Source organism: Hyunsoonleella jejuensis (assembly GCF_900111025.1).
Lineage (GTDB): Bacteria > Bacteroidota > Bacteroidia > Flavobacteriales > Flavobacteriaceae > Jejuia > Jejuia jejuensis.
This window is the reverse complement of sequence record NZ_FOFN01000001.1, coordinates 54,987-75,182: the sequence shown is the minus strand read 5'-3', so window position 1 is coordinate 75,182 and position 20,196 is coordinate 54,987. Positions and strand designations below refer to the sequence as shown.

General features: G+C 35.0%; 14 protein-coding genes. 8 read left to right on the top strand and 6 right to left on the bottom strand.

Annotated features, from left to right (window positions below; translation table 11 throughout):
• Nucleotides 1–78: 78 nt before the first annotated feature.
• Nucleotides 79–825 carry an electron transfer flavoprotein subunit beta/FixA family protein gene (locus BMY39_RS00325; protein WP_092573976.1) on the bottom strand — a complete coding sequence of 249 codons (747 nt, stop codon included), beginning with the start codon at nucleotides 823–825 and terminating at the stop codon, nucleotides 79–81.
• Between the two features lie 310 nt (nucleotides 826–1,135).
• Here BMY39_RS00325 and BMY39_RS00320 point away from each other — a divergent pair, with 310 nt between their 5' ends.
• The 5 genes from BMY39_RS00320 to BMY39_RS00300 all read left to right on the top strand — a co-directional run bounded on the left by BMY39_RS00320 (nucleotide 1,136) and on the right by BMY39_RS00300 (nucleotide 7,788).
• Nucleotides 1,136–2,038, top strand: coding sequence for a hypothetical protein (locus BMY39_RS00320; RefSeq protein WP_092573975.1), 903 nt, complete (start codon nucleotides 1,136–1,138; stop codon nucleotides 2,036–2,038).
• Nucleotides 2,022–3,062, top strand: coding sequence for a T9SS type A sorting domain-containing protein (locus BMY39_RS00315; RefSeq protein ID WP_092573974.1), 1,041 nt, complete (start codon nucleotides 2,022–2,024; stop codon nucleotides 3,060–3,062). Before BMY39_RS00320 ends, BMY39_RS00315 begins: the two co-directional genes overlap by 17 nt.
• Nucleotides 3,063–3,326: 264 nt before the next feature.
• On the top strand, nucleotides 3,327–4,304 hold the full coding sequence (locus BMY39_RS00310; protein ID WP_092573973.1) for a pyruvate dehydrogenase complex E1 component subunit beta: 978 nt from the start codon (nucleotides 3,327–3,329) through the stop codon (nucleotides 4,302–4,304).
• Nucleotides 4,305–4,449: 145 nt separating this feature from the next.
• Complete coding sequence (locus BMY39_RS00305; RefSeq protein WP_092573972.1) at nucleotides 4,450–6,957, top strand: DUF5686 and carboxypeptidase-like regulatory domain-containing protein; 2,508 nt, start codon at nucleotides 4,450–4,452, stop codon at nucleotides 6,955–6,957.
• A gap of 549 nt (nucleotides 6,958–7,506) precedes the next feature.
• On the top strand, nucleotides 7,507–7,788 hold the full coding sequence (locus BMY39_RS00300; RefSeq protein WP_143064723.1) for a hypothetical protein: 282 nt from the start codon (nucleotides 7,507–7,509) through the stop codon (nucleotides 7,786–7,788).
• A 25-nt stretch (nucleotides 7,789–7,813) separates the two neighbouring features.
• Here BMY39_RS00300 and BMY39_RS00295 read toward each other — a convergent pair whose 3' ends face one another.
• The gene (locus BMY39_RS00295) at nucleotides 7,814–10,039 is read right to left on the bottom strand and encodes a M1 family metallopeptidase (RefSeq protein WP_092573970.1); all 2,226 of its coding nucleotides are present in this window, start codon (nucleotides 10,037–10,039) and stop codon (nucleotides 7,814–7,816) included.
• A 174-nt stretch (nucleotides 10,040–10,213) separates the two neighbouring features.
• Between BMY39_RS00295 and BMY39_RS00290 the strand changes: the two genes are divergently transcribed.
• The 3 genes from BMY39_RS00290 to BMY39_RS00280 all read left to right on the top strand — a co-directional run bounded on the left by BMY39_RS00290 (nucleotide 10,214) and on the right by BMY39_RS00280 (nucleotide 15,132).
• Entirely contained in the window at nucleotides 10,214–10,741 is a 528-nt protein-coding gene (locus BMY39_RS00290) for an inorganic diphosphatase (protein WP_092573969.1), read from the top strand.
• A gap of 131 nt (nucleotides 10,742–10,872) precedes the next feature.
• Nucleotides 10,873–13,224, top strand: coding sequence for a sodium-translocating pyrophosphatase (locus BMY39_RS00285; RefSeq protein ID WP_092573968.1), 2,352 nt, complete (start codon nucleotides 10,873–10,875; stop codon nucleotides 13,222–13,224).
• Between the two features lie 165 nt (nucleotides 13,225–13,389).
• Nucleotides 13,390–15,132, top strand: a complete 1,743-nt coding sequence (locus tag BMY39_RS00280) for a chondroitinase-B domain-containing protein (RefSeq protein WP_092573967.1) — start codon at nucleotides 13,390–13,392, stop codon at nucleotides 15,130–15,132.
• Here the strand turns inward: BMY39_RS00280 and BMY39_RS00275 are convergent.
• The 4 genes from BMY39_RS00275 to BMY39_RS00260 form a co-directional block, all read right to left on the bottom strand.
• Complete coding sequence (locus BMY39_RS00275; RefSeq protein ID WP_092573964.1) at nucleotides 15,129–16,622, bottom strand: aminotransferase class V-fold PLP-dependent enzyme; 1,494 nt, start codon at nucleotides 16,620–16,622, stop codon at nucleotides 15,129–15,131. The two genes, BMY39_RS00280 and BMY39_RS00275, sit on opposite strands and share 4 nt — an antisense overlap.
• Nucleotides 16,623–16,646: 24 nt before the next feature.
• A complete protein-coding gene (locus BMY39_RS00270) occupies nucleotides 16,647–18,659 on the bottom strand; it encodes a protein-disulfide reductase DsbD family protein (protein WP_092573961.1) in 2,013 nt (670 codons plus the stop codon).
• Between the two features lie 134 nt (nucleotides 18,660–18,793).
• Nucleotides 18,794–19,408 carry a deoxynucleoside kinase gene (locus BMY39_RS00265; protein WP_092573959.1) on the bottom strand — a complete coding sequence of 205 codons (615 nt, stop codon included), beginning with the start codon at nucleotides 19,406–19,408 and terminating at the stop codon, nucleotides 18,794–18,796.
• Nucleotides 19,409–19,415: 7 nt separating this feature from the next.
• Nucleotides 19,416–20,195 carry a hypothetical protein gene (locus BMY39_RS00260; RefSeq protein WP_092573957.1) on the bottom strand — a complete coding sequence of 260 codons (780 nt, stop codon included), beginning with the start codon at nucleotides 20,193–20,195 and terminating at the stop codon, nucleotides 19,416–19,418.
• Nucleotide 20,196 lies beyond the last annotated feature (1 nt).

Below are 20,196 nucleotides of genomic sequence, written 5' to 3'. Positions count from 1 at the left end.
TGAACTTGTTTCAGGATCTCATTTTTTTACTAAATATTCAAAATAGATTCCGAAGCAAGTTCGGAATAATTTAGCAAGCTAAATTACCTTCGCTTCATTGTGAAGTAAATCCACTAATTCATCTAAATTTTCAGGAGAAACTAATTTCACAGCACCTTTTGGAGCTGGCTTTTCAAAACTAACTGAAGTAGTTCCTATAGCAGCATCAATAGGTTCTGTAATGGTTAAAGGTTTTTTACGTGCCATCATAATACCTCGCATGTTGGGTATTTTCAAATCGCTTTCCTCTACTAAACCTTTTTGTCCACCAATAACTAAAGGTAATGCTGTTGATACAGTTTCCTTACCGCCATCAATTTCTCTAGTAGCAGTGGCAGACGTACCATCCACTTCTAAACCTATACAATTATTTACAAAATTGGCACCTATTAAACCTGCTAGCATGCCAGGAACCATACCGCCATTATAATCTATAGATTCGCGTCCTGCAATTATTAAATCGTATCCACCATCTTCTACAACTTTGGCTAATTGTTTGGCAACCGAAAAACCATCAGTAGCTTCAGTATTTACTCTAATTGCTGCATCGGCACCAATAGCTAATGCCTTACGCAGTGTAGGCTCAGTTTCTGCACCACCAACGTTTACCACGGTAACATTTGCACCTTGTTTTTCCTTAAACCACATAGCGCGTGTTAGTCCAAATTCGTCATTTGGGTTAATTACAAATTGCACACCATTCTTATCAAATTTTGTATCACCATCAGTAAAATTAATCTTTGATGTTGTGTCTGGGACATGACTTATACAAACCAATATATTCATAATATTATCTTAATTAAAATATCTTATTTTTTGCGGATACGAAGTTAGGTATTTTATTTGAAAAATACTATGCATGCATAGTATTTTTATAATTATCTTCTTATGTTAAACGGCTTACTTCAACAAAAAACATAACAAATAATAATTTCGTAAATTTTTTTTAAAAATATGGTTGACAATAATCTAGAAATCATGATTAATTAAAAAAGAGTAGATTTATTTTCAAAAAAGTCAGGAATTAATTCTTAATACGACTTATTTTTGAGTTAAATATGTAATATCATCATATTTCAATGTCAAATACTAAATAATGAAAAACATAACTTTTATATTCATTCTAAAATTATTACTAATACTGGGTGTTAGTTTTACTAATGCGCAAAACCAGTTTCCTTACGATGCCATAAATTTAACTAATGGTGCTTTTGATGCGTCTCTAAACATAAACACCTCTGCGGGTGAAAGCCCATTTAATAACTTGTTATTAGGAAGCAATGTAGATTTTAATACCTCAATTGCGAGACTTCTTTTATCTAGAGCCCCTTTATTTGCTTCAGATGGTACGCTTATAAACAGTAATGCAGCAAACCAAGGGTTCAATTCCATAAATGGACAGCAGTTTATTGCAGATAACGACCCCGTTGTACTACGTTTTCCACAAGGTGTATTTGCAAATACATACCATTGGGAGCAGGTATTAGATGAAAACGGGCAGGAAATTGCAGCTGCAGATTCTAGACACATTATAGATCCTTTTATCGTAAACGGCAGAGTAATATCGCAGCATAACAGCCCTGTTAGTGTGCGCATAGGTTACCCTTCTTTAAGATCTATTTTTGATACAGCAGCCAACAACGGTAAGCCTTTAGATTTGCTTACAGTACTAAGTATTATTGGAAATGATGCCGATTCTAATGGAAGAAGATGGAGCTCTATGATAGAAGACGGGCATGATGTTAGAGATATGGAATTAGGTAATGAATTCTTTTTTAGAAGTCAGAGATCTGGTACTATATCTACTGAAGCACAATGGGTTGCAAGAGCGCGACAAATAGTTGAAAATATAAAAAATAGAGCTAGCGCGTTAAATAGAACTGTAAGGTTTGCTATCCCAATATCGTTTAGAGGCGGAGATCCTACACGAAGTCAAAGCAATAGGGACTTTCATCAAAACTATAACGATTTAATTACGGTTGATGAAAGTTTTTTTTGATGCCATTGTCGTGCATAGATATGTTAATGCCCAACGAGAAGATGGGAATAGACCTGAAGATCTTACCGACCAATCATTAAGAGATTTGGTATCGGCTAGTAGAATAATGGACCAGAGTCTTACCTATTGTAAAACACAGGTTTCTGAAGACAAGAACAGCATATGGCTAACCGAATGGGGTGTTGCAGGAAGCGAAGACGACGCTATTGGCGCGAGCTTTTTAGGTGCTGCCGATATTTATTCACATATAATAACCAATAATGATCGCCTTGAGGTAGAGCGTATAAATTGGTTTTCAACGGTAGGAGCAAATGCACAATATACCGTGAACGGAACACAAAACAATGTTCAGATTGGCAGAACAGGTTATGGTAATGTTTACAGTGTTTTAAGGGATAATTTACGAGATTCTAATATGTTTAACGAGTTTACTCTAACTGCTCCAGAATTAAAAATTGGTGGTGAAGTGCAAGAAGAAAAAGCAATACATGTGCTTGCTGTAAGAAGATCAGATGGTACACCACGTTTAATTATTACTAATAAAACGAATGCCACTGCAAGATTAAATGTTAATAGAGACGGTAACAGAGAAAATGTAATAAATTATATTGCTAGTGGATTTAGATGGGAAAGCCTTATATCTGCCGCATCTATAGCATATTCTGATGAGCAAACTACTACAGGCGCTATTTTAGTGCCTCCATTTTCAGTTATAAAAGTAGACATGAGTTTTGGTGCAGGTGTACCCATTTTGTCTGTAGATGATAATAGTGCTTTTAACAATAACTCTGATTTTACTTTGTTCCCAAATCCAACATCATCTACAGTTAATATTGCACTTAATGGTATAAATTCTGCCGATATTATAATTACTGATGTGTTAGGAAAGGTTGTTGTTAAAACCAAAACGAAAAAGGCAAATGTACAATTAAACACAAATGGAGTTCTCAAGTCTGGATTATACTTGGTAAGAGTAATTGGTGATAATAATATATCAATTGTTAAAAAACTCATTGTTAATTAATCCAAACGCCATTACCTCTATGAAGCGATAGAAGTGTTTTAGTATTTGTATGCTTCGGTTTTCAGTTTTAATTAAAAATACTTCCGCATTTAAGAACCCTTGTAAGTAAATCGTAAAGAAACTAGAGAATAACTGATTTAAATTTAATTAAGAGCATTATTTTTTTTACAATTGGTTATTTTAATTAGTTTGGATTATAAGCTTAAAAATTGATAATTATTTCCTTATTTTTGTGGCTTTAAACGTAATAACAATCAATACTACATGAAAACAATTCAGTTTAGAGAAGCGATTTGCGAAGCGATGAGTGAAGAAATGCGTAGAGACGAAAGCGTATATTTAATGGGCGAGGAAGTTGCGGAATATAACGGTGCGTACAAGGCTTCTAAAGGAATGTTAGATGAATTTGGTCCAAAACGCGTTATAGACACACCTATTGCAGAGCTTGGTTTTGCAGGTATTGCTGTAGGATCTACAATGACGGGCAACAGGCCAATTGTAGAATACATGACTTTTAACTTCTCTTTAGTTGGAATTGACCAAATTATAAACAATGCTGCAAAAATAAGACAAATGTCCGGTGGGCAGTTTAAATGCCCAATTGTATTTCGTGGCCCTACGGCTTCTGCAGGACAGTTGGGAGCGACACATTCCCAGGCTTTTGAGAATTGGTTTGCGAACACACCAGGTTTAAAAGTAGTGGTGCCATCTAACCCATACGATGCCAAAGGATTACTGAAAGCGGCGATTCGTGATGACGATCCCGTTATCTTTATGGAAAGCGAACAAATGTATGGCGATAAAGGTGAAGTGCCAGAAGGTGAGTATATTTTGCCAATTGGAGTCGCAGATATAAAGAGAAAAGGTGATGATGTAACAATCGTGTCTTTTGGAAAGATTATCAAAGAAGCTTACAAAGCTGCTGATGAATTAGAAAAAGAAGGTATCTCTTGTGAAATTATTGATTTGCGCACAGTGCGTCCAATGGACAGAAAAGCAATTTTAGAATCTGTTAAGAAAACAAATCGTTTAGTGGTTCTAGAGGAAGCATGGCCTTTTGGAAATGTGGCAACAGAAATCACCTATTTAGTTCAGAGTGAAGCATTTGATTATTTAGATGCACCAATCGTAAAAATTAATACGGCTGATACGCCAGCGCCATACTCACCTGTTTTATTGAAAGAGTGGTTACCAAACCATGAAGATGTGATTAAGGCGGTTAAAAAAGTGCTTTATAAATAAAATACTATTTTTCACGTTATATAAACTTCATTAGCACGATTGTTGTTGGTGAAGTTTTTTGTTTAATAAGATTCAGATATGTTTTGAACGAAATACGACCAATTGCAAGTTTTCTGTTTCCATATATAAGACTGACAGCCCTTAAATGAAGTTAAAGCTATTTTTTGCCCTTTTTCTATTAAATGTAGTTGCCCTTTTGGCTCAAACCAAGGTAAGTGGTTATGTGTTTGATGAATTTAACCAACCTGTATCATTCGCTAATGTTATTTTTTCAAGTACTTCAGAAGGTACTATTACCGATGAGAATGGAAAGTTTTATTTAGAATCTGAAGAAACGCGAACAGCTCTTACGGTTTCTTTTGTAGGGTATGAGACCTTAAATGTACCGCTTGAAAAAAAAGTGAACTACAACTTAAAATTCATTTTAAAAGAAGAAGCTTCACAATTAAACGAAGTAGTAATTATTTCAGGAAAGCAACCCAAAAAAAATAATCCCGCAATTGATATCCTTAGAAAAATATGGGCAAACAAGCGAAGTAACGGTTTAAAACAGTTTAATCAATACCAGTACGACAAATACGAAAAGGTAGAATTCGATATCAATACGATAGATAGTGCACTTATAAAAAGTAAGCTTTTTAGAGGAATGGAATTTGTATTCAATGAGGTTGATACATCTCGAGTTACTGGTAAAACCTATTTGCCTATGTTTATTAACGAGGCAGTTTCTTCGGTATATGGTGATAATATTTTAAACAAGGAAAAGGAGGATTTAAAAGGCAATAAAAATTCTGGGTTTAGCGACAACCAAGTGATTATCGATTTTGTAGATGATCTGTATGCCGACTTCAATGTGTATGATAATTTTTTAAAATTCTTTGATAAGAGCTTCGTAAGTCCGCTGTCCAGAACAGGAATAAGCACCTATAATTATGTGCTTGCTGATAGTTCTTATATCGACAATAAATGGTGTTACAACATTATTTATTATCCTAGGCGAAAAAACGAACTCACGTTTAAAGGTGATTTTTGGGTAGCCGATACCACCTATGCGGTAAAGGAAATAAATCTTCAAGCCTCAAAAAGTGCAAATATCAACTGGGTAAAGGATATTTATATTGAACAAGAGTTTGAAGTGCTAAATGATTCCCTTTTCCTTGTGAAACGCGATTATATGATGAGTGATTTCGCCTTTAATAAAAAAGAAAAATCAAGAGGTATTTACGGTAAACGTACCACACTTTATGATAATTATAAATTCGACATTCCGAAGGATAAGAAATTCTACGAAAAGGAAGTTTATAATTACGACAAAGACGTATATGATAGAGACGATGCCTTTTGGGAAGCCAACCGATTAGAAGCGCTCAACAAAGATGAAAAAGGTGTTTACAAAATGCTCGATACGCTTAAAACGGTAAAGAAGTTTAAGCGTTTGTATAATTTGGGAAGTATTCTTGCCTCGGGATATATTGAATTTAACACCTTGCCTTTAGACTACGGACCAATTTTTTCGACTTTCGGATTTAATGATGTAGAGGGATTGCGTTTACGAACAGGCGGTCGTACCTATTTTGGTCGGAACGACTTATGGAGATTAGAAGGTTTTTTAGCTTATGGGTTTAGGGACGATAAATTTAAATATGGTATTTCTGGAAAATGGCTGCTAGACAAGAAGCACCGCTTGATTATCTCTGGAGGTAACCGACGCGATGTAGAGCAAATGGGTGCGAGTTTAACAAATTCAACCGATGTTTTAGGAAGAAGTCTCGCCTCTTCGGCTGTGGTAACTGTTGGAGCCAACGATAAGTTAACAACAATCAATCTTACAAGTTTTGCTGTTGAGGCAGAACCTTTTAAAAACTTAGTATTGCGGGTAGGGGCAAACTATCGTACATTAGAATCGGCTTCACCTACTTTTAGTTTAGATTATAACACACCAACAGGCATAGCCTCAGAAGTCAAACAATACGAAACCACGTTTTCTGCCGCATATTTTCCAGGACGAAAAATGACAGGCTTTGGCGTAGAGCGCAAAACGGCCAATGATGATTTTGCGCGTTTCTTTGCGCAAATAAGTCGCGGTGACAAAAGTATTTTAAATAGTGATTTTGATTACACTAAAGTACAAATGTCTTATTTGCAGCCTTGGCAGGTGGGCGGTTTTGGACGTTTGGTATCTTCCATTGAAGTCGGAAAAACATTTGGGGAAGTACCTTTAGGCTTACTAAATGTAATACCCGGAAACCAAACCTATTTTTCAATTTATAATACCTTTTCGCAACTCGATTTCTACGAGTTTGTGTCCGACCAATATGCTTCGTTTCATTTAGAGCATAATTTTAACGGACGCTTCTTTTCGAGAATTCCATTTTTACGAAAGCTTAATTTAAGAGAAATTATAAGTGTGCGTGGGGTAATTGCTAATATTTCAGAAGAAAATATTGCTTTAAATAGCGTGCCAAGTAACCCGGCAAATTTACAGTTGGTAGCTCCAAACCGAGAGCCCTATTACGAATATAGTTTAGGTATTGGCAATATCTTTAAGGTATTTAGAATCGACTTTAACTTTCGAGGTAATTATAAAGATGAAGCCTTGTATCCCAACGCCAGAAAGTTTGGGGTAACTGGCAGTTTTGGCTTCTATTTTTAGATGCTAAATTCAAGATAAAATCTGCTTAACACTCCTATAAGTATAGTAGAAGGCATATTTATCAACTACTGTATGGCATTCAATCAATTATTTTTAAAAACTTCAACTTTTCCAGAGACAAGTATTTCATCTTAGTCATAAAATTTATTTATGTATAATATAAAAAAGATAAATAAAAATATATCGTTATCTAATGTTATCTTTACATAAAAAAAGGAAAGAAATTGCTAGAAAAGGTTTTTTCGTATATTAAATAAGTTTAGTTTAAGTTAGTTTAATTGTTCGATTTTAGGGCAAGAAATCGAAATAAAACCCATGAGAACGTCATGGGTTTTATTTTTTTATAATATCTAAAAAATTCATCAAAATTGGATTTCTGTTGTCTTTATGCCATACCATTGATAAATTAGTTCTTTGAGGAATACGCTTCAATTCTATAAACTTCACTCCTGAAACTGTTTTTTGGATTATGGGCAGCGGTTAACTACGCACAAGCGCAATTCTTTCTATTTACCTAAATTTGGCGATAGTGGTTTATTTGGTATAGACATGGCATTAAAAGCAGGTAGAAAAGCAATGAATAATTTTAATACAGATTATTTTAAAGTTGGAGAGCCTTTTGATGCAATAGTGTATGATGCCAACTCACCTTTGTTGGCATGTACATCCGTTGAACACTTATCTTCAACGATTGTTTATAGTTCCAATTATAAAATGCACCTAGGTACAATGGTCAACGGCAAATGGGTTGTACACCAGGGCAATCATATGCACGAGGATACTATAAAGTCAAATTTTATTAAAACCATTAACGCATTAAAGTCAAGATAATTTAATATCTAATCATTGTGCGAGTTTAGCTTTTTTCCTTGTTTTTTTTAAAACTTTCAAACTCTGATGTTGTCTCCGATTTTGGAAAGGCGTTATTACTCATATCGGTATCTGCAAACTCAAAATTAGGGTCTAGATTTACCGTTTTTACTTCTTTGTCTTTAATAAAAACTTCTTTCACCTCATATTCGTTTCTGCGCCAAATCTGTGCTGGTAATGTGTCAATTTCTGTAGAGCCATCAATAAACACCCATTCAATAGTTACGGGCATTACCAAACCGCCAATATTTTTAATGGTTACTTCATAAAGGTTTTTACCCGATAGTTCTTTTCTAATGGTATCATCATCCATTCTGGATAAAAATCCGCCATAACTCCGCTCAGGTGTTGAGGTCATTTGTATCATTTCAGGCCCGCTCGAAAAATCTTTTGGAACGTCGGTGGTATTATTACCTTCAGCTGATACTTGTGTGCTTTCTGTTTGGTCTTCAATATTTCTGTCTTCTTCATAAATCTTAAACCATTTTACATTTGCAAGTTCCATATCCACATTATCGGTAGTAAAAAACCAGCCTTTAAAAAACCAATCTAAATCTGTAGCTGTAGCATCTTCCAAGGTTCTAAATAAATCTGAAGGGTTAGGGTGTTTATATTTCCAACGGTTTGCATATTCTTTGAATGCAGCATCAAACAGCTCTTTACCAATTATGGAGTTACGTAACATTTGCAGGCCAGCCGTGGGTTTCATGTAAAAATTGGCACCAAACTGACTAAACAGTTCGTTATCAGAAGTTGTCATAATCGGGCGTAATATATTTTTATCGCCACTCATAAATGGGACAATGCTTTTTGGGGTAACACTGTTAAATTCTGGGTAGCGTTCTGCAACGGTACGCTGGTGCAAAAAGGTGTTTAAGCCTTCATCCATCCACATCCATTTGCGCTCATCTGAACTTACAATCATTGGAAACCAATTGTGTCCCACTTCATGAATAATGGTACCAATCATGCCCGCTTTGGCATTCTTGCTTATTTTACCATTTTTCGGTCTTCCGCCATTAAAACTAATCATAGGGAATTCCATACCAATATTTGAGGTGTTCACAGATATGCAAACAGGATAAGGATAATCAAAAGTAGCCTCAGAATATACTTCTAAAGCGTGCATTATGGCTTTTGTAGACTCTTCCTGCCATACTGGAAGGCCTTCTTTTGGATAGAAAGACATTGCCATTACGGTATTTGATGGCAGTTTTACAGCCTGAGCATCCCACAAAAATTTCCTCGATGAAGCAAAGGCAAAATCCCGAACGTTTTTAGCAGTAAATTTCCAAGTTTTTTGCTTTTTCGATTTTTCTTTTTCGTTTTCAATCGCCTCTTCTTTCGTAATTACCATAATAGGTTTATCAAACGATGTTCTGGCCTCATTTAAACGTTTACGCTGCTTTTTAGAAAGTACGTTTTCAGTGTTTTGAAGTTCACCGGTTGAAGCCACGATATGGTCGGCAGGTACCGTAATTTCAACATCGTAATCTCCAAACTCTAAAGCAAATTCACCTAGTTTTTGAAACTGTTGATTTTGCCAGCCTTCGGTATCGTTATATACTGCCATTCTTGGAAACCAATGTGCAATAAGATATACGGTGTTATCGTCTTCAGGGAAATATTCGTAACCTTCTCTAGATAACAAATACATGCTTCTGTCAGTAATTGGGTAAGACCATCCCATCGAAAACGTTAAGCTAGTACCTGATTTTAAAGGTTGGTCTAGTAAAACTTTCATCATGGTGTTATTAACCAAAGATTTTATGGGTTTTCCATTAGAATCTTTAATGTATTTAATAGTATATCCAGCGGGGAAATCAATAGCTCTAGTTAAAAATTGCATTTGTCGCGTATTGATGCCATTTTTTAAACTATTATTGATGCTTCCAAAATCCTCATTTTCTTTTTTATTCACATTTTGCTCTAGTTGAATCCATAAATAACTTAAGTCGTCAGGTGAATTATTGTAATAGGTGATGGTTTCCTCGCCAGAAAGCGTATTGTCAGCTTCATTTATAACAGCTTTAATATTGTAATCGGCACGTTGTTGCCAATAGTCTTTCCCAGGAGCACCACTAGCAGTGCGATACGTGTTTACTGGAGAAAGCAAGTTGTCAATAGGTTCAAATTTGCCGTTCCATGGTTGGTTTTGAGCTTGAATTTGAAATATGAACAACGCTAAAAAAGCAGTATAAAGGTATTTCATATGATTAGTACTTTATTGATTTTGAAAATAAAGTGGACAAGTTAATAATTAATACCTGAAGTATTACTAAAATTATATTTTGAGTAGGTTGATATTAAGCTTTTGTAAATAGTGCTTTTATTTGTTGCTTTAACCTAAAGGGTTCTGTACTTTTGCAGGCCAAATATGAATACTATGACAGATAAGAAAAAGTTGACGTTTGACGTTTTAATCGAAATTCCAAAAGGAAGTAGAAACAAATACGAATATGACTTTACGTTGCACAAAATTCGTTTTGATAGAACCTTATTTTCTTCAATGATGTATCCGGGAGATTACGGATTTGTTCCAGAGACTTTGGCCTTGGACCAAGATCCGTTGGATGTTTTAGTGTTATCTACAGAACCATCCTATCCAATGGTTGTGATGGAAGTGAGACCAATTGGTGTTTTTCATATGACGGATGAGAAAGGACCAGATGAGAAAATAATATGTGTTCCAGTTTCTGATCCGGTATGGAATAAAAGGAGTGATATTACACATTTGAACCCTCACAGATTAAAAGAAATCGAGCATTTCTTTCAAGTTTATAAAGATTTAGAAAAGAAAAAAGTAGATGTTGGTGGATGGGGTAATGCAGAGGAAGCCCGTAAAATTTACAGTGAATGTGTAAAACGATATGAGGAAAGCGAACATAAGAAAAAACGTACTTTCACAATCTAATTGAAAGATTCGTAATTTATATATCAAAAAACTGAGCCATCTTTAATCAAAGGTGGCTTTTTTTATCAGGTATATTTTCCTATTTTTAGCCCCGTTAAAAAAATATTAACATAACTAACTAATACAGAAATATGGAATTAATAATTAAAGGATTGCCAGCTTTTGGTGTTTTAGCATTGCTATTTGTATTTATTAAAAGTGCATGGGTAAGCAAGCAAGATGAGGGAACTGACAAAATGAAAAGGATTGCGAAAAACATTGCGGATGGCGCAATGTCTTTCCTTAAAGCAGAATACAAAATTTTAGCTGTTTTTGTGGTAGCTGTAGCTATCTTATTATTCTTCAAAGGAAGTAATGAAGAAGGTTCTAACGGAATGGTCGCTGTGTCATTTATTATTGGAGCTATTTGTTCAGCACTTGCTGGATTTATAGGAATGAAAGTAGCTACCAAAGCAAATGTTAGAACTACTAGTGCTGCAAGAACGTCGCTAGGAAAAGCCTTAGAAGTTGCTTTCGCCGGTGGTGCTGTAATGGGCCTTGGGGTTGTTGGTCTTGGTGTTTTGGGATTGAGTAGTTTATTTGCTATTTACAGTGAAATGGGATGGGGCCTAAATGAAGTGTTAAACGTGCTTTCTGGTTTCTCTCTTGGAGCATCATCAATAGCCTTGTTTGCACGTGTTGGTGGAGGTATTTACACTAAAGCCGCTGATGTTGGAGCAGATTTAGTTGGTAAGGTTGAAGCAGGTATTCCAGAAGATCATCCGTTAAACCCAGCGACAATTGCAGATAACGTTGGTGATAACGTAGGAGATGTAGCTGGAATGGGTGCTGATTTATTTGAATCATATGTAGGTTCTATAATTGGTACAATGGTACTAGGAGCATTTATTATTACTCCTGAGTTCAACGGATTAGGAGCAGTTTATTTACCATTGGTACTAGCGGCTGTTGGAATTATTATGTCTATCATTGGAACATTTTTTGTGAAAGTAAAGGATGGGGGTAATCCTCAAACAGCTCTAAATATTGGTGAGTTTGGCTCTGCAGCGTTGATGTTGGTAGCATCCTATTTTATTATCGGAGCTCTAATACCAGAAGGTACTGAAGGGCTAGAACATGGTTCGTTAGGTGTTTTTATAGCCGTAATAGCAGGTTTAATTGCAGGTTTGGCTGTTGGGAAAGTCACCGAATATTATACAGGTACAGGTACAAAACCTGTGAATTCTATAGTGCGACAGTCTGAAACTGGAGCAGCTACAAATATTATTGCAGGTTTAGGTGTAGGCATGATGTCTACCATGATTCCTATTCTTTTAATTGCCGCCGCTATTTTAGTGTCTCATCATTTTGCTGGACTATATGGTATTGCCATTGCTGCCGTAGGTATGTTGGCGAACACTGGAATTCAGTTAGCTGTGGATGCATATGGACCAATTTCTGATAATGCTGGTGGTATTGCTGAAATGGCAGAATTGCCAAGTGAAGTGCGCGAACGTACCGATAAATTAGATGCGGTTGGTAATACTACTGCTGCAATAGGTAAAGGATTTGCTATTGCTTCTGCTGCATTAACGGCATTGGCATTGTTTGCCGCATTTATGAAGACAGCTAATGTAACCGCAATTGACGTATCGCAACCAAATATTATGGCGGGACTTTTAGTTGGAGGAATGCTGCCTTTCGTATTTTCCGCTTTATCAATGAATGCTGTAGGACGCGCAGCTATGGCTATGATTGAAGAGGTAAGACGCCAATTTAGAGATATACCAAAATTAAAAGCCGCTCTAGAGGTAATGAGAGCCGTAGATTCTGATATGTCTAAGGCTACGGATGCGCAACGTAAAATATTTGATGATGCCGATGGTGTGGCAGAATACGATAAGTGTGTGGCTATTTCTACTAAAGCATCGATTAAAGAAATGGTATTACCAGGTTTATTGGCCATTGCAGTACCTGTTGCTGTTGGTTTTATTGGAGGAGCCGAAATGTTGGGTGGTTTATTAGCAGGTGTAACTACTTGTGGGGTGCTTATGGCCATCTTTCAATCTAATGCTGGTGGTGCATGGGATAATGCTAAGAAAATGATTGAGGAACAAGGAAGAAAAGGAACAGATGCACACAAGGCAGCTGTTGTAGGCGATACTGTTGGAGATCCTTTTAAAGATACTTCAGGGCCTTCTTTAAATATTTTATTAAAATTAATGTCGGTTGTTGCTTTGGTAATTGCACCAAGTATTGCTTTATCTGCTGATGCTGTTACGGCTTATGTTTCTGATGATACTACTGTAGAACAAGTTCAAATTCAAAAGGAAGTTAAAGTAGAATTAACTGAAACAGAAGAGGATGGTGTTGTAAAAGCAGTAGTTACCACGGTGACTGTTGAAAATGGTGAAGAATCAACTACTTATGAAACGATTACAGGTACAAAAACTCAGGTTGAAGCTAAACTGGAAGCTTTAGAAAAAGAAGAAAAAACGTCTTAAACTAAAAACTATCAACTAAACTAAACTAAACTAAATAAGCTAATTATTTAAAGGCCACGTGAAAGCGTGGTTTTTTTTATGTAAATAGTTTCATTTTATCAAGACAAACTTGTTATCTTTGAATTGGTTAACCAATTTGGTTTTCCAAATCTAAATTAAATATCAATGAAACATTATATATCAATTATCACCTTATTTTTAATAATTGCTGTAAATGGGCAAGTTGTGAGTAATAATGCTGAACTTCAAAACGCAATTTCAAATGCAGCAGCGGGTACTATAATTGAATTGGCCGATGGTACTTGGTTGGATGTGCAAATATCAATTAATGTAAATGCTACAGAACTTCAGCCTTGTATAATTAAAGCTCAAAATTTGGGAAATGTGTTTTTTGAAGGGCGTTCAAACATCAGTATTGGAGGTTCTTATATTATTTTTGAAGGTATTATTTTTCAGAATGCCTTAGGCCTCATTTCAAACGATGGAAGAATTGAACCTGTTATCGAATTTAGAGATGCAAGCAATAATGATTGTGTAAACTGCACCGTTAGAAATGTAAAGATTGATTCATATAACGGTACCGTTAGTCAAGAAGAAGATATTTTTAAATGGGTGATTATTTATGGCGCATATAATGAGGTAAGTTATTGCTCATTTCTTGGCAAAAATGGGGTAGGAAGCATTATCAATGATAATCATAATAACGCAACGCCCGATTATTCTAAAATACACCATAACTATTTTGCGGATAGAATTCCAGTCAACAATGATGTTAACGGTTTAAATGATCAAGATGCCATAAGAATTGGAGTGAGCACAACCTCTCTGTCTGATTCATTTACAGATGTTTATGATAACTTGTTTCATAACTGGTCTGGAGAAGTAGAAATCATTTCAAATAAAAGCGGAGGAAACAAATATTATAATAACACTTTTAGAGATTACCAAGGTACTTTAACTTTGAGACATGGTAATAATACAGAAGTATTTAATAATTTCTTCTTTGGAAATAATAATTCTTTTTCTGGTGGTGTAAGAGTTATCGGAGAAGGTCATAAAGTATATAACAACTATTTTGAAAAACTTAGGTATAGAAAACCAAATGGGTCGGGGTCTAGTACCACAGGAGCATTAAATGTTATGAACGGTTTAGAAAACTCTCCGTTAAATGGATATTATCAAGTTAAAAATGTACAAATTGTAAATAATACACTCGTAGATTGTGATTTAGGTATTAGAATTGGAACTAGTTTGAGTGGAGCAACGCTTGCACCAGAAAACCTTACAGTTGCTAATAACATTATTTTAAACTCTGATATAAACGCATTTCAAATACTTACGGCACCAACAGGAGCTTCAAGTAACGCGGGTAATATTACACAAAATGGAAGTTGGGATTTAACTAATGGTGTTAATTCAAACCAAACAGTAGCTTCAGGATTATTAACCAGTGGTAGCGATTTCTATAGGATAACTGCTGGAAGTGCAGCGATAGATGCTGGTGTAGGGACCTATACTTTTTTAAACAAGGATATTTTATATGGAGATAGAGACGCCAACATCGATGCCGGAGCCGAAGAATTTAATGCGAGTGGTACATCTAGACCTTACACGTTAACTGATGTGGGAGTGAAACTAGGTTTTGGTGCCTTAAATGCCTTGTCCGTTAGCAGTTTGTTCCTAGATAAAAATAGCATCAAAATTTATCCCTCACCCACTAAAGGGAAGTTAACGATTTTAAATAAGGACGATATTATTGGAAAAGTTAAAATATTTAATACTAGGGGGCAACTTCTTCGTACCGAAAATTTAGAGCTAAAAAAGGCTGAAATCGATATTAGCAATTTTTCAAAGGGTATTTATATTTTAAGATCAAACCAATCTGTAAATCGCATTGTGTTAAATTAAAGGGTAAACCAATCCTTTATAATTTCTTTTTCTGTTGAAGTATTACTTCTATGTATAAATTCGTTTTTAACAGCGTCATATTCGTAATCTTCTCCCCATTTGGTATGATTTTCAGCTACCTCGGCAATTGCATCACAGATAAAATCAATTTCATCATTGGTCATTGTTGGGTGAATAGACATGCGTATCCATCCCGGGCGCTCAATTAAACAGCCTTCCAATATTTTTGCTTCAATAGATTTCGAAGTAGATTGGTCTACATTTAACAGGTAATGACCATAAGTCCCTGCACATGAACAACCCCCACGTGTTTGTACCCCAAATCTATCGTTTAGAAGTTTTACTATAAGATTGTAATGTGCACCTTCAATGTAAAAAGAGAACACACCTAATCTGTCTTTATGCTCAGGAGCTAAAATTTTTAAGTTTGGAATTTTAGATAATCTTTCAAATATAATTGTATTCAGTTCATGCTCTCTATCCAAAATATTTTGCACTCCCATATCTTCTTTAAGCTTTATGGATAATGCAATTCTAATAGCTTGTAAAAACCCTGGCGTACCGCCATCTTCTCGAGTTTCAATATCATCAATATAATCATGGTCGCCCCAAGGATTTGTATAGCTTACCGTTCCGCCACCAGGATTATCGGGTACTAAATTTTTATATAATTTTTTGTTGAATATTAATACTCCAGATGAACCTGGGCCGCCCAAAAATTTATGAGGTGAGAAGGTTATTGCGTCTAAATAGGCGTCCTCATCTTTTGGATGCATATTAATATTTATATATGGTGCAGAACATGCAAAATCTACAAAACACAATCCATTGTTGCGATGCATCGTTTTTGCAACTTCATAGTAGTTGGTTGCAATTCCTGTAACGTTAGAACATCCTGTAATAGCTGCAATTTTTATAGGTACATGTTTAAATTCCTCCAACAGTTCTTCGAGTTTAACTAAACATGGCAGGCCTTCATTGTTTGATGGGATTACCTTAACGCGAGCTATGGTTTCCAACCAAGAGGTTTGATTGGAATGATGTTCCATATGTGATACAAAAATTATAGGGCGTTTCTCTTCAGGAACTATGGTGTTTTCTTTTAAATTCTCACACAATTTAAGGCCTAAAATACGTTGAAACTTATTTACTGCTCCAGTCATTCCTGTACCAACAGTAATTAGTACATCGTCTTGCGATGCATTAACGTGTTGTTTTATGATTGTTCGCGCATCATGGTAGGCATGTGTCATTACACTTCCTGTGATGGAAGTCTCAGTGTGTGTATTGGCAACAAAAGTTCCTATCTCTTTGCTTATCTTTTCTTCAATGGGTTTGTATAGTCTTCCACTAGCTGTCCAATCTGCATAAATAATTTTTTTTCTACCGTAAGGCGATACGAAATAAGAGTCAATACCTACAATATTGTTTCGGAATTTTTCGAAATAATTTTCCAGACGTGTTGGCTGTTTTGCTTTGGGACTAATCATGTCAACATATGTTTGATCTAGAAATTATTCATTGAAAACCTTCAAGCCGCACTCTAAAAACGCTGCATACTCTTTGGCGTCTGGAGTATAGGGCATGGGAGTATTTAAAACTTTTTTGCCATTTGAATCTAAAAGTACATAATAGGGTTGGGAGTTTGATTGGAAAAATTCCGTTTGAAAATGAGCCCATTTATGTCCATAGTTTTCAAGTTTTCTTACACCGCCATCGACACGTTTTACATATATTTTTTCAGTTTCTGGCAACTCTTTTTTATCATCAACATAAAGAGAAATTAAAACATAATCGTTCCTTAAGTAATTGTCAATAGTGGAATCCGGCCAAACATGCTCTTCCATTTTACGGCAATTAACACAAGCCAAACCAGTAAAATCTATGATAATAGGTTTGTTGGCTTTTTTTGCATAGGCTAGTCCCTCTTTTAAATCTTTAAAACAATCTAAATTATTAGGGCATTCATTTGGATACAAAAAACTGTATCCTACGGGAGGGGCTAAACCACTTAACAGTGTGAGTGATTTAAAGGTGTTGGTGTCTTTGTTAACTCTAAATCCCGACGCCAAATAAATAACGAAAGATGCCACTAAAACACCTCCTGTAATTCTAGAAAATGATAATTTTTTTATTGGTGAATCATGAGGGAATTTAATCTTACCGAAAAGGTATAAAGCTAAACCTGCAAATATTAAAATCCACAAAATTAAAAAGGGTTCAATTTTTAAGACATTCCAATGTGCAACCAAGTCGGCATTCGATAAAAATTTGAAAGCTAAGGCTAACTCTAAAAACCCTAAAATTACCTTTGTTGTATTTAACCATCCACCAGACTTTGGTAGGGCATTCATCATATTAGGAAACATGGCGAATAATGCAAAAGGTAAACCTAAAGATACTCCAAAACCAGCCATACCTGCTGTGAGTTCCCACGCGCCACCATCTGCTGTTAAAGAGCCTGCGAGTAAAGACCCCAGAATAGGTCCTGTACAAGAAAAGGATACTATAGCTAGTGTAAGTGCCATGAAAAATATTCCAACTAAACCACCTGTATTTTCGCCTTGTGTTGTTTTTGTCGTCCAACTAGACGGTAATGTTAATTCGTAATATCCGAAAAATGAAAAGGCAAAGAACACAAAAATTAAAAAGAAGATAATATTTAGCCAGATGTTGGTTGAAATCTCATTTAGAATATCTGGGTTTACCGAATCTAACAAATGAAATGGTACGCTTAGTAAAATATAAACAGCGAAAATAAAGAAGCCATACAGTAAGGCTTTTGATACGCCCGATCCTTTGTTTTCACTGCTGTTTTTTGTGAAAAAACTAACTGTGAGCGGAATCATAGGGAATACGCAAGGTGTTAATAATGCCAACAACCCCCCTAAGAAACCCAATCCAAAAATACGCCATAATGAACTATTGCTTGAGGTAACATTCAAATTTTCGACTTCATTTCCACAAGATGTAGTTGGTTTAATAATATCATCAGAAGACATTCCATATAGTAAATGGTTTGTTTTATTGGAGTCAATTTCAATCTGTTTATTGGTGTTTTCAGAAGCAGCTTTTTTTGATTCATTCAGAATAAAAACTAATTCAAAATCTGTTGGGGGCGTGCATTTTTCATCATCACAAGCCATAAACAATACACTACCAGTTATTTTGTCTATGGCATTAATAAGCTTTACTTTTTGCTTAAAAACAGCCGTGTTTTCAAAATACTTAATTTCCATTTCAAATACTGCGTCGTTAACGGTTATGCCTTCTTCTTCTGAAGTATTACCGATAAGCGTATAATCGTTGTTGTCGTTATGGTAATTGAATTCAGTCGGAATTGGTCCTCCTTCTGGAATGTTTTGAGCGTACAGGTGAGAACCTTCCTCAATTGTTGCAATAGAAATTAAGTTGTATTCTGAATCAGATATTTTTTCAACTTGAGTTTTCCATTTTACAGGATTATACATCTGTGAAAATGCTAAACTAGTATATAAAATTAAAAGCAGAAATAGTAATCGTTTCATTTTATTTAATGTGTTGTAAGTAGGGTGGGCGTTTTAATATTTGCCTAATTACAAAATAACGTTATTAAAATAACTTATGTAAAAACTCCTGTGGTTTTTAATAGATTTTTAACTGTAAAATCGGAAGAAGCCTTTTAAAACAACCCGTTAATTTCAGCATCAATAGTATTGATAACATGTCCTAAATCTTCAGGATTATCTACGAAGTTTAATTTATCGACATCCATTATCAATAATTTGCCTTTGTCATACCCATGAATCCAAGCTTCGTAGCGCTCGTTTAATCTGCTGAGGTAATCTATACTAATGGAGTTCTCATAATCCCTACCACGTTTATGAATTTGCGATACCAAATTAGGGATAGAACTACGCAAATAAATTAATAAATCAGGGCCTTGAACAAGCGATTCCATTAAATCAAACAGTGTGCTGTAATTGCTAAAATCCCTATTTGTCATTAAACCCATGGCATGTAGGTTGGGTGCAAAAATATGGGCATCTTCGTAAATGGTTCTATCTTGAATAATGTCTTTTCCACTTTCTCGAATTTGCAATACTTGACGAAAACGACTATTTAAAAAGTAAACTTGTAGGTTGAAACTCCAGCGTTCCATTTGATTGTAAAAATCATCTAAATAAGGATTGTCAACCACATCTTCTAGTTGTGCTTCCCATTTATAGTGTTTTGCAAGTAATTTGGTCAGCGTCGTTTTTCCAGCGCCAATATTTCCGGCTACAGCAATATGCATAGTTTAATTAATTTTTTATTCGGAATTCTTGGAGAGTTTCAAAGTTGTAAATATACAAGGTTTCATTGGTTACAAAAAATTGCGGTACCAAATTATTATTAGTTTTTACAGGAATTACGGCTGTAGAATCTTTTGCCAAATAAAATAAGCCATTTTCCTTTTTTAAGTACAAACTCTCGTTATTTTCAACAATCTCAGTGAATCCAGCATTTTTTATTTTCTTTACCAAACTTCCAAAGTAATTATAAACCAAAATAGAATCTTCAGTTAGTAGATACGCATAGTTGTAATTACTTGTTAAATCTAATATAGGACTATCAATAGGTTTCAGCGTTTGTGCTTTTGTAGTTCTGGTTTTATAATCAAATACTTCTAAGAGTTGTGTGTCTTGATTAAAAATCCAAATGGTATTGTCGTATCCGGTAGAAATATGCGATACATTTTTGTAGTTATTTAGGGTATTAAAATCAACTTTAAATATTTCAGCTAAACGATTATCTAAAATAATAACAGTGTTGAATTCTTGATAAAACACGTTGATTTTTAGTGGATTAAAACTATTTGCCGACGTTAGTTTTCCTAATTGCAAATTGTTGTAGCTAATTGTAGTGTCTTTATTTTTCTTGTAAATGGTACTTTCTTGAGTGAAGAAAATAGTGCCAAAATTATCAACGCCAACAACACTATCAGCTTTTAAAGGTGTAGTTTTAAGGGGTGCTATTTCAATAGGTTCTTGAGCGCCTATTGAAACCCAAAGCAGTAAAAAAAAATATAAAACTGTTTTCATT

Coding starts and splice junctions, on each gene's coding strand:
- BMY39_RS00325 (WP_092573976.1), bottom strand. CDS start 825: ATGAATATATTGGTTTGTATAAGTCATGTCCCAGACACAACATCAAAG.
- BMY39_RS00320 (WP_092573975.1), top strand. CDS start 1,136: ATGAAAAACATAACTTTTATATTCATTCTAAAATTATTACTAATACTG.
- BMY39_RS00315 (WP_092573974.1), top strand. CDS start 2,022: ATGAAAGTTTTTTTTGATGCCATTGTCGTGCATAGATATGTTAATGCC.
- BMY39_RS00310 (WP_092573973.1), top strand. CDS start 3,327: ATGAAAACAATTCAGTTTAGAGAAGCGATTTGCGAAGCGATGAGTGAA.
- BMY39_RS00305 (WP_092573972.1), top strand. CDS start 4,450: ATGAAGTTAAAGCTATTTTTTGCCCTTTTTCTATTAAATGTAGTTGCC.
- BMY39_RS00300 (WP_143064723.1), top strand. CDS start 7,507: ATGGCATTAAAAGCAGGTAGAAAAGCAATGAATAATTTTAATACAGAT.
- BMY39_RS00295 (WP_092573970.1), bottom strand. CDS start 10,039: ATGAAATACCTTTATACTGCTTTTTTAGCGTTGTTCATATTTCAAATT.
- BMY39_RS00290 (WP_092573969.1), top strand. CDS start 10,214: ATGACAGATAAGAAAAAGTTGACGTTTGACGTTTTAATCGAAATTCCA.
- BMY39_RS00285 (WP_092573968.1), top strand. CDS start 10,873: ATGGAATTAATAATTAAAGGATTGCCAGCTTTTGGTGTTTTAGCATTG.
- BMY39_RS00280 (WP_092573967.1), top strand. CDS start 13,390: ATGAAACATTATATATCAATTATCACCTTATTTTTAATAATTGCTGTA.
- BMY39_RS00275 (WP_092573964.1), bottom strand. CDS start 16,622: ATGATTAGTCCCAAAGCAAAACAGCCAACACGTCTGGAAAATTATTTC.
- BMY39_RS00270 (WP_092573961.1), bottom strand. CDS start 18,659: ATGAAACGATTACTATTTCTGCTTTTAATTTTATATACTAGTTTAGCA.
- BMY39_RS00265 (WP_092573959.1), bottom strand. CDS start 19,408: ATGCATATTGCTGTAGCCGGAAATATTGGCGCTGGAAAAACGACGCTG.
- BMY39_RS00260 (WP_092573957.1), bottom strand. CDS start 20,195: ATGAAAACAGTTTTATATTTTTTTTTACTGCTTTGGGTTTCAATAGGC.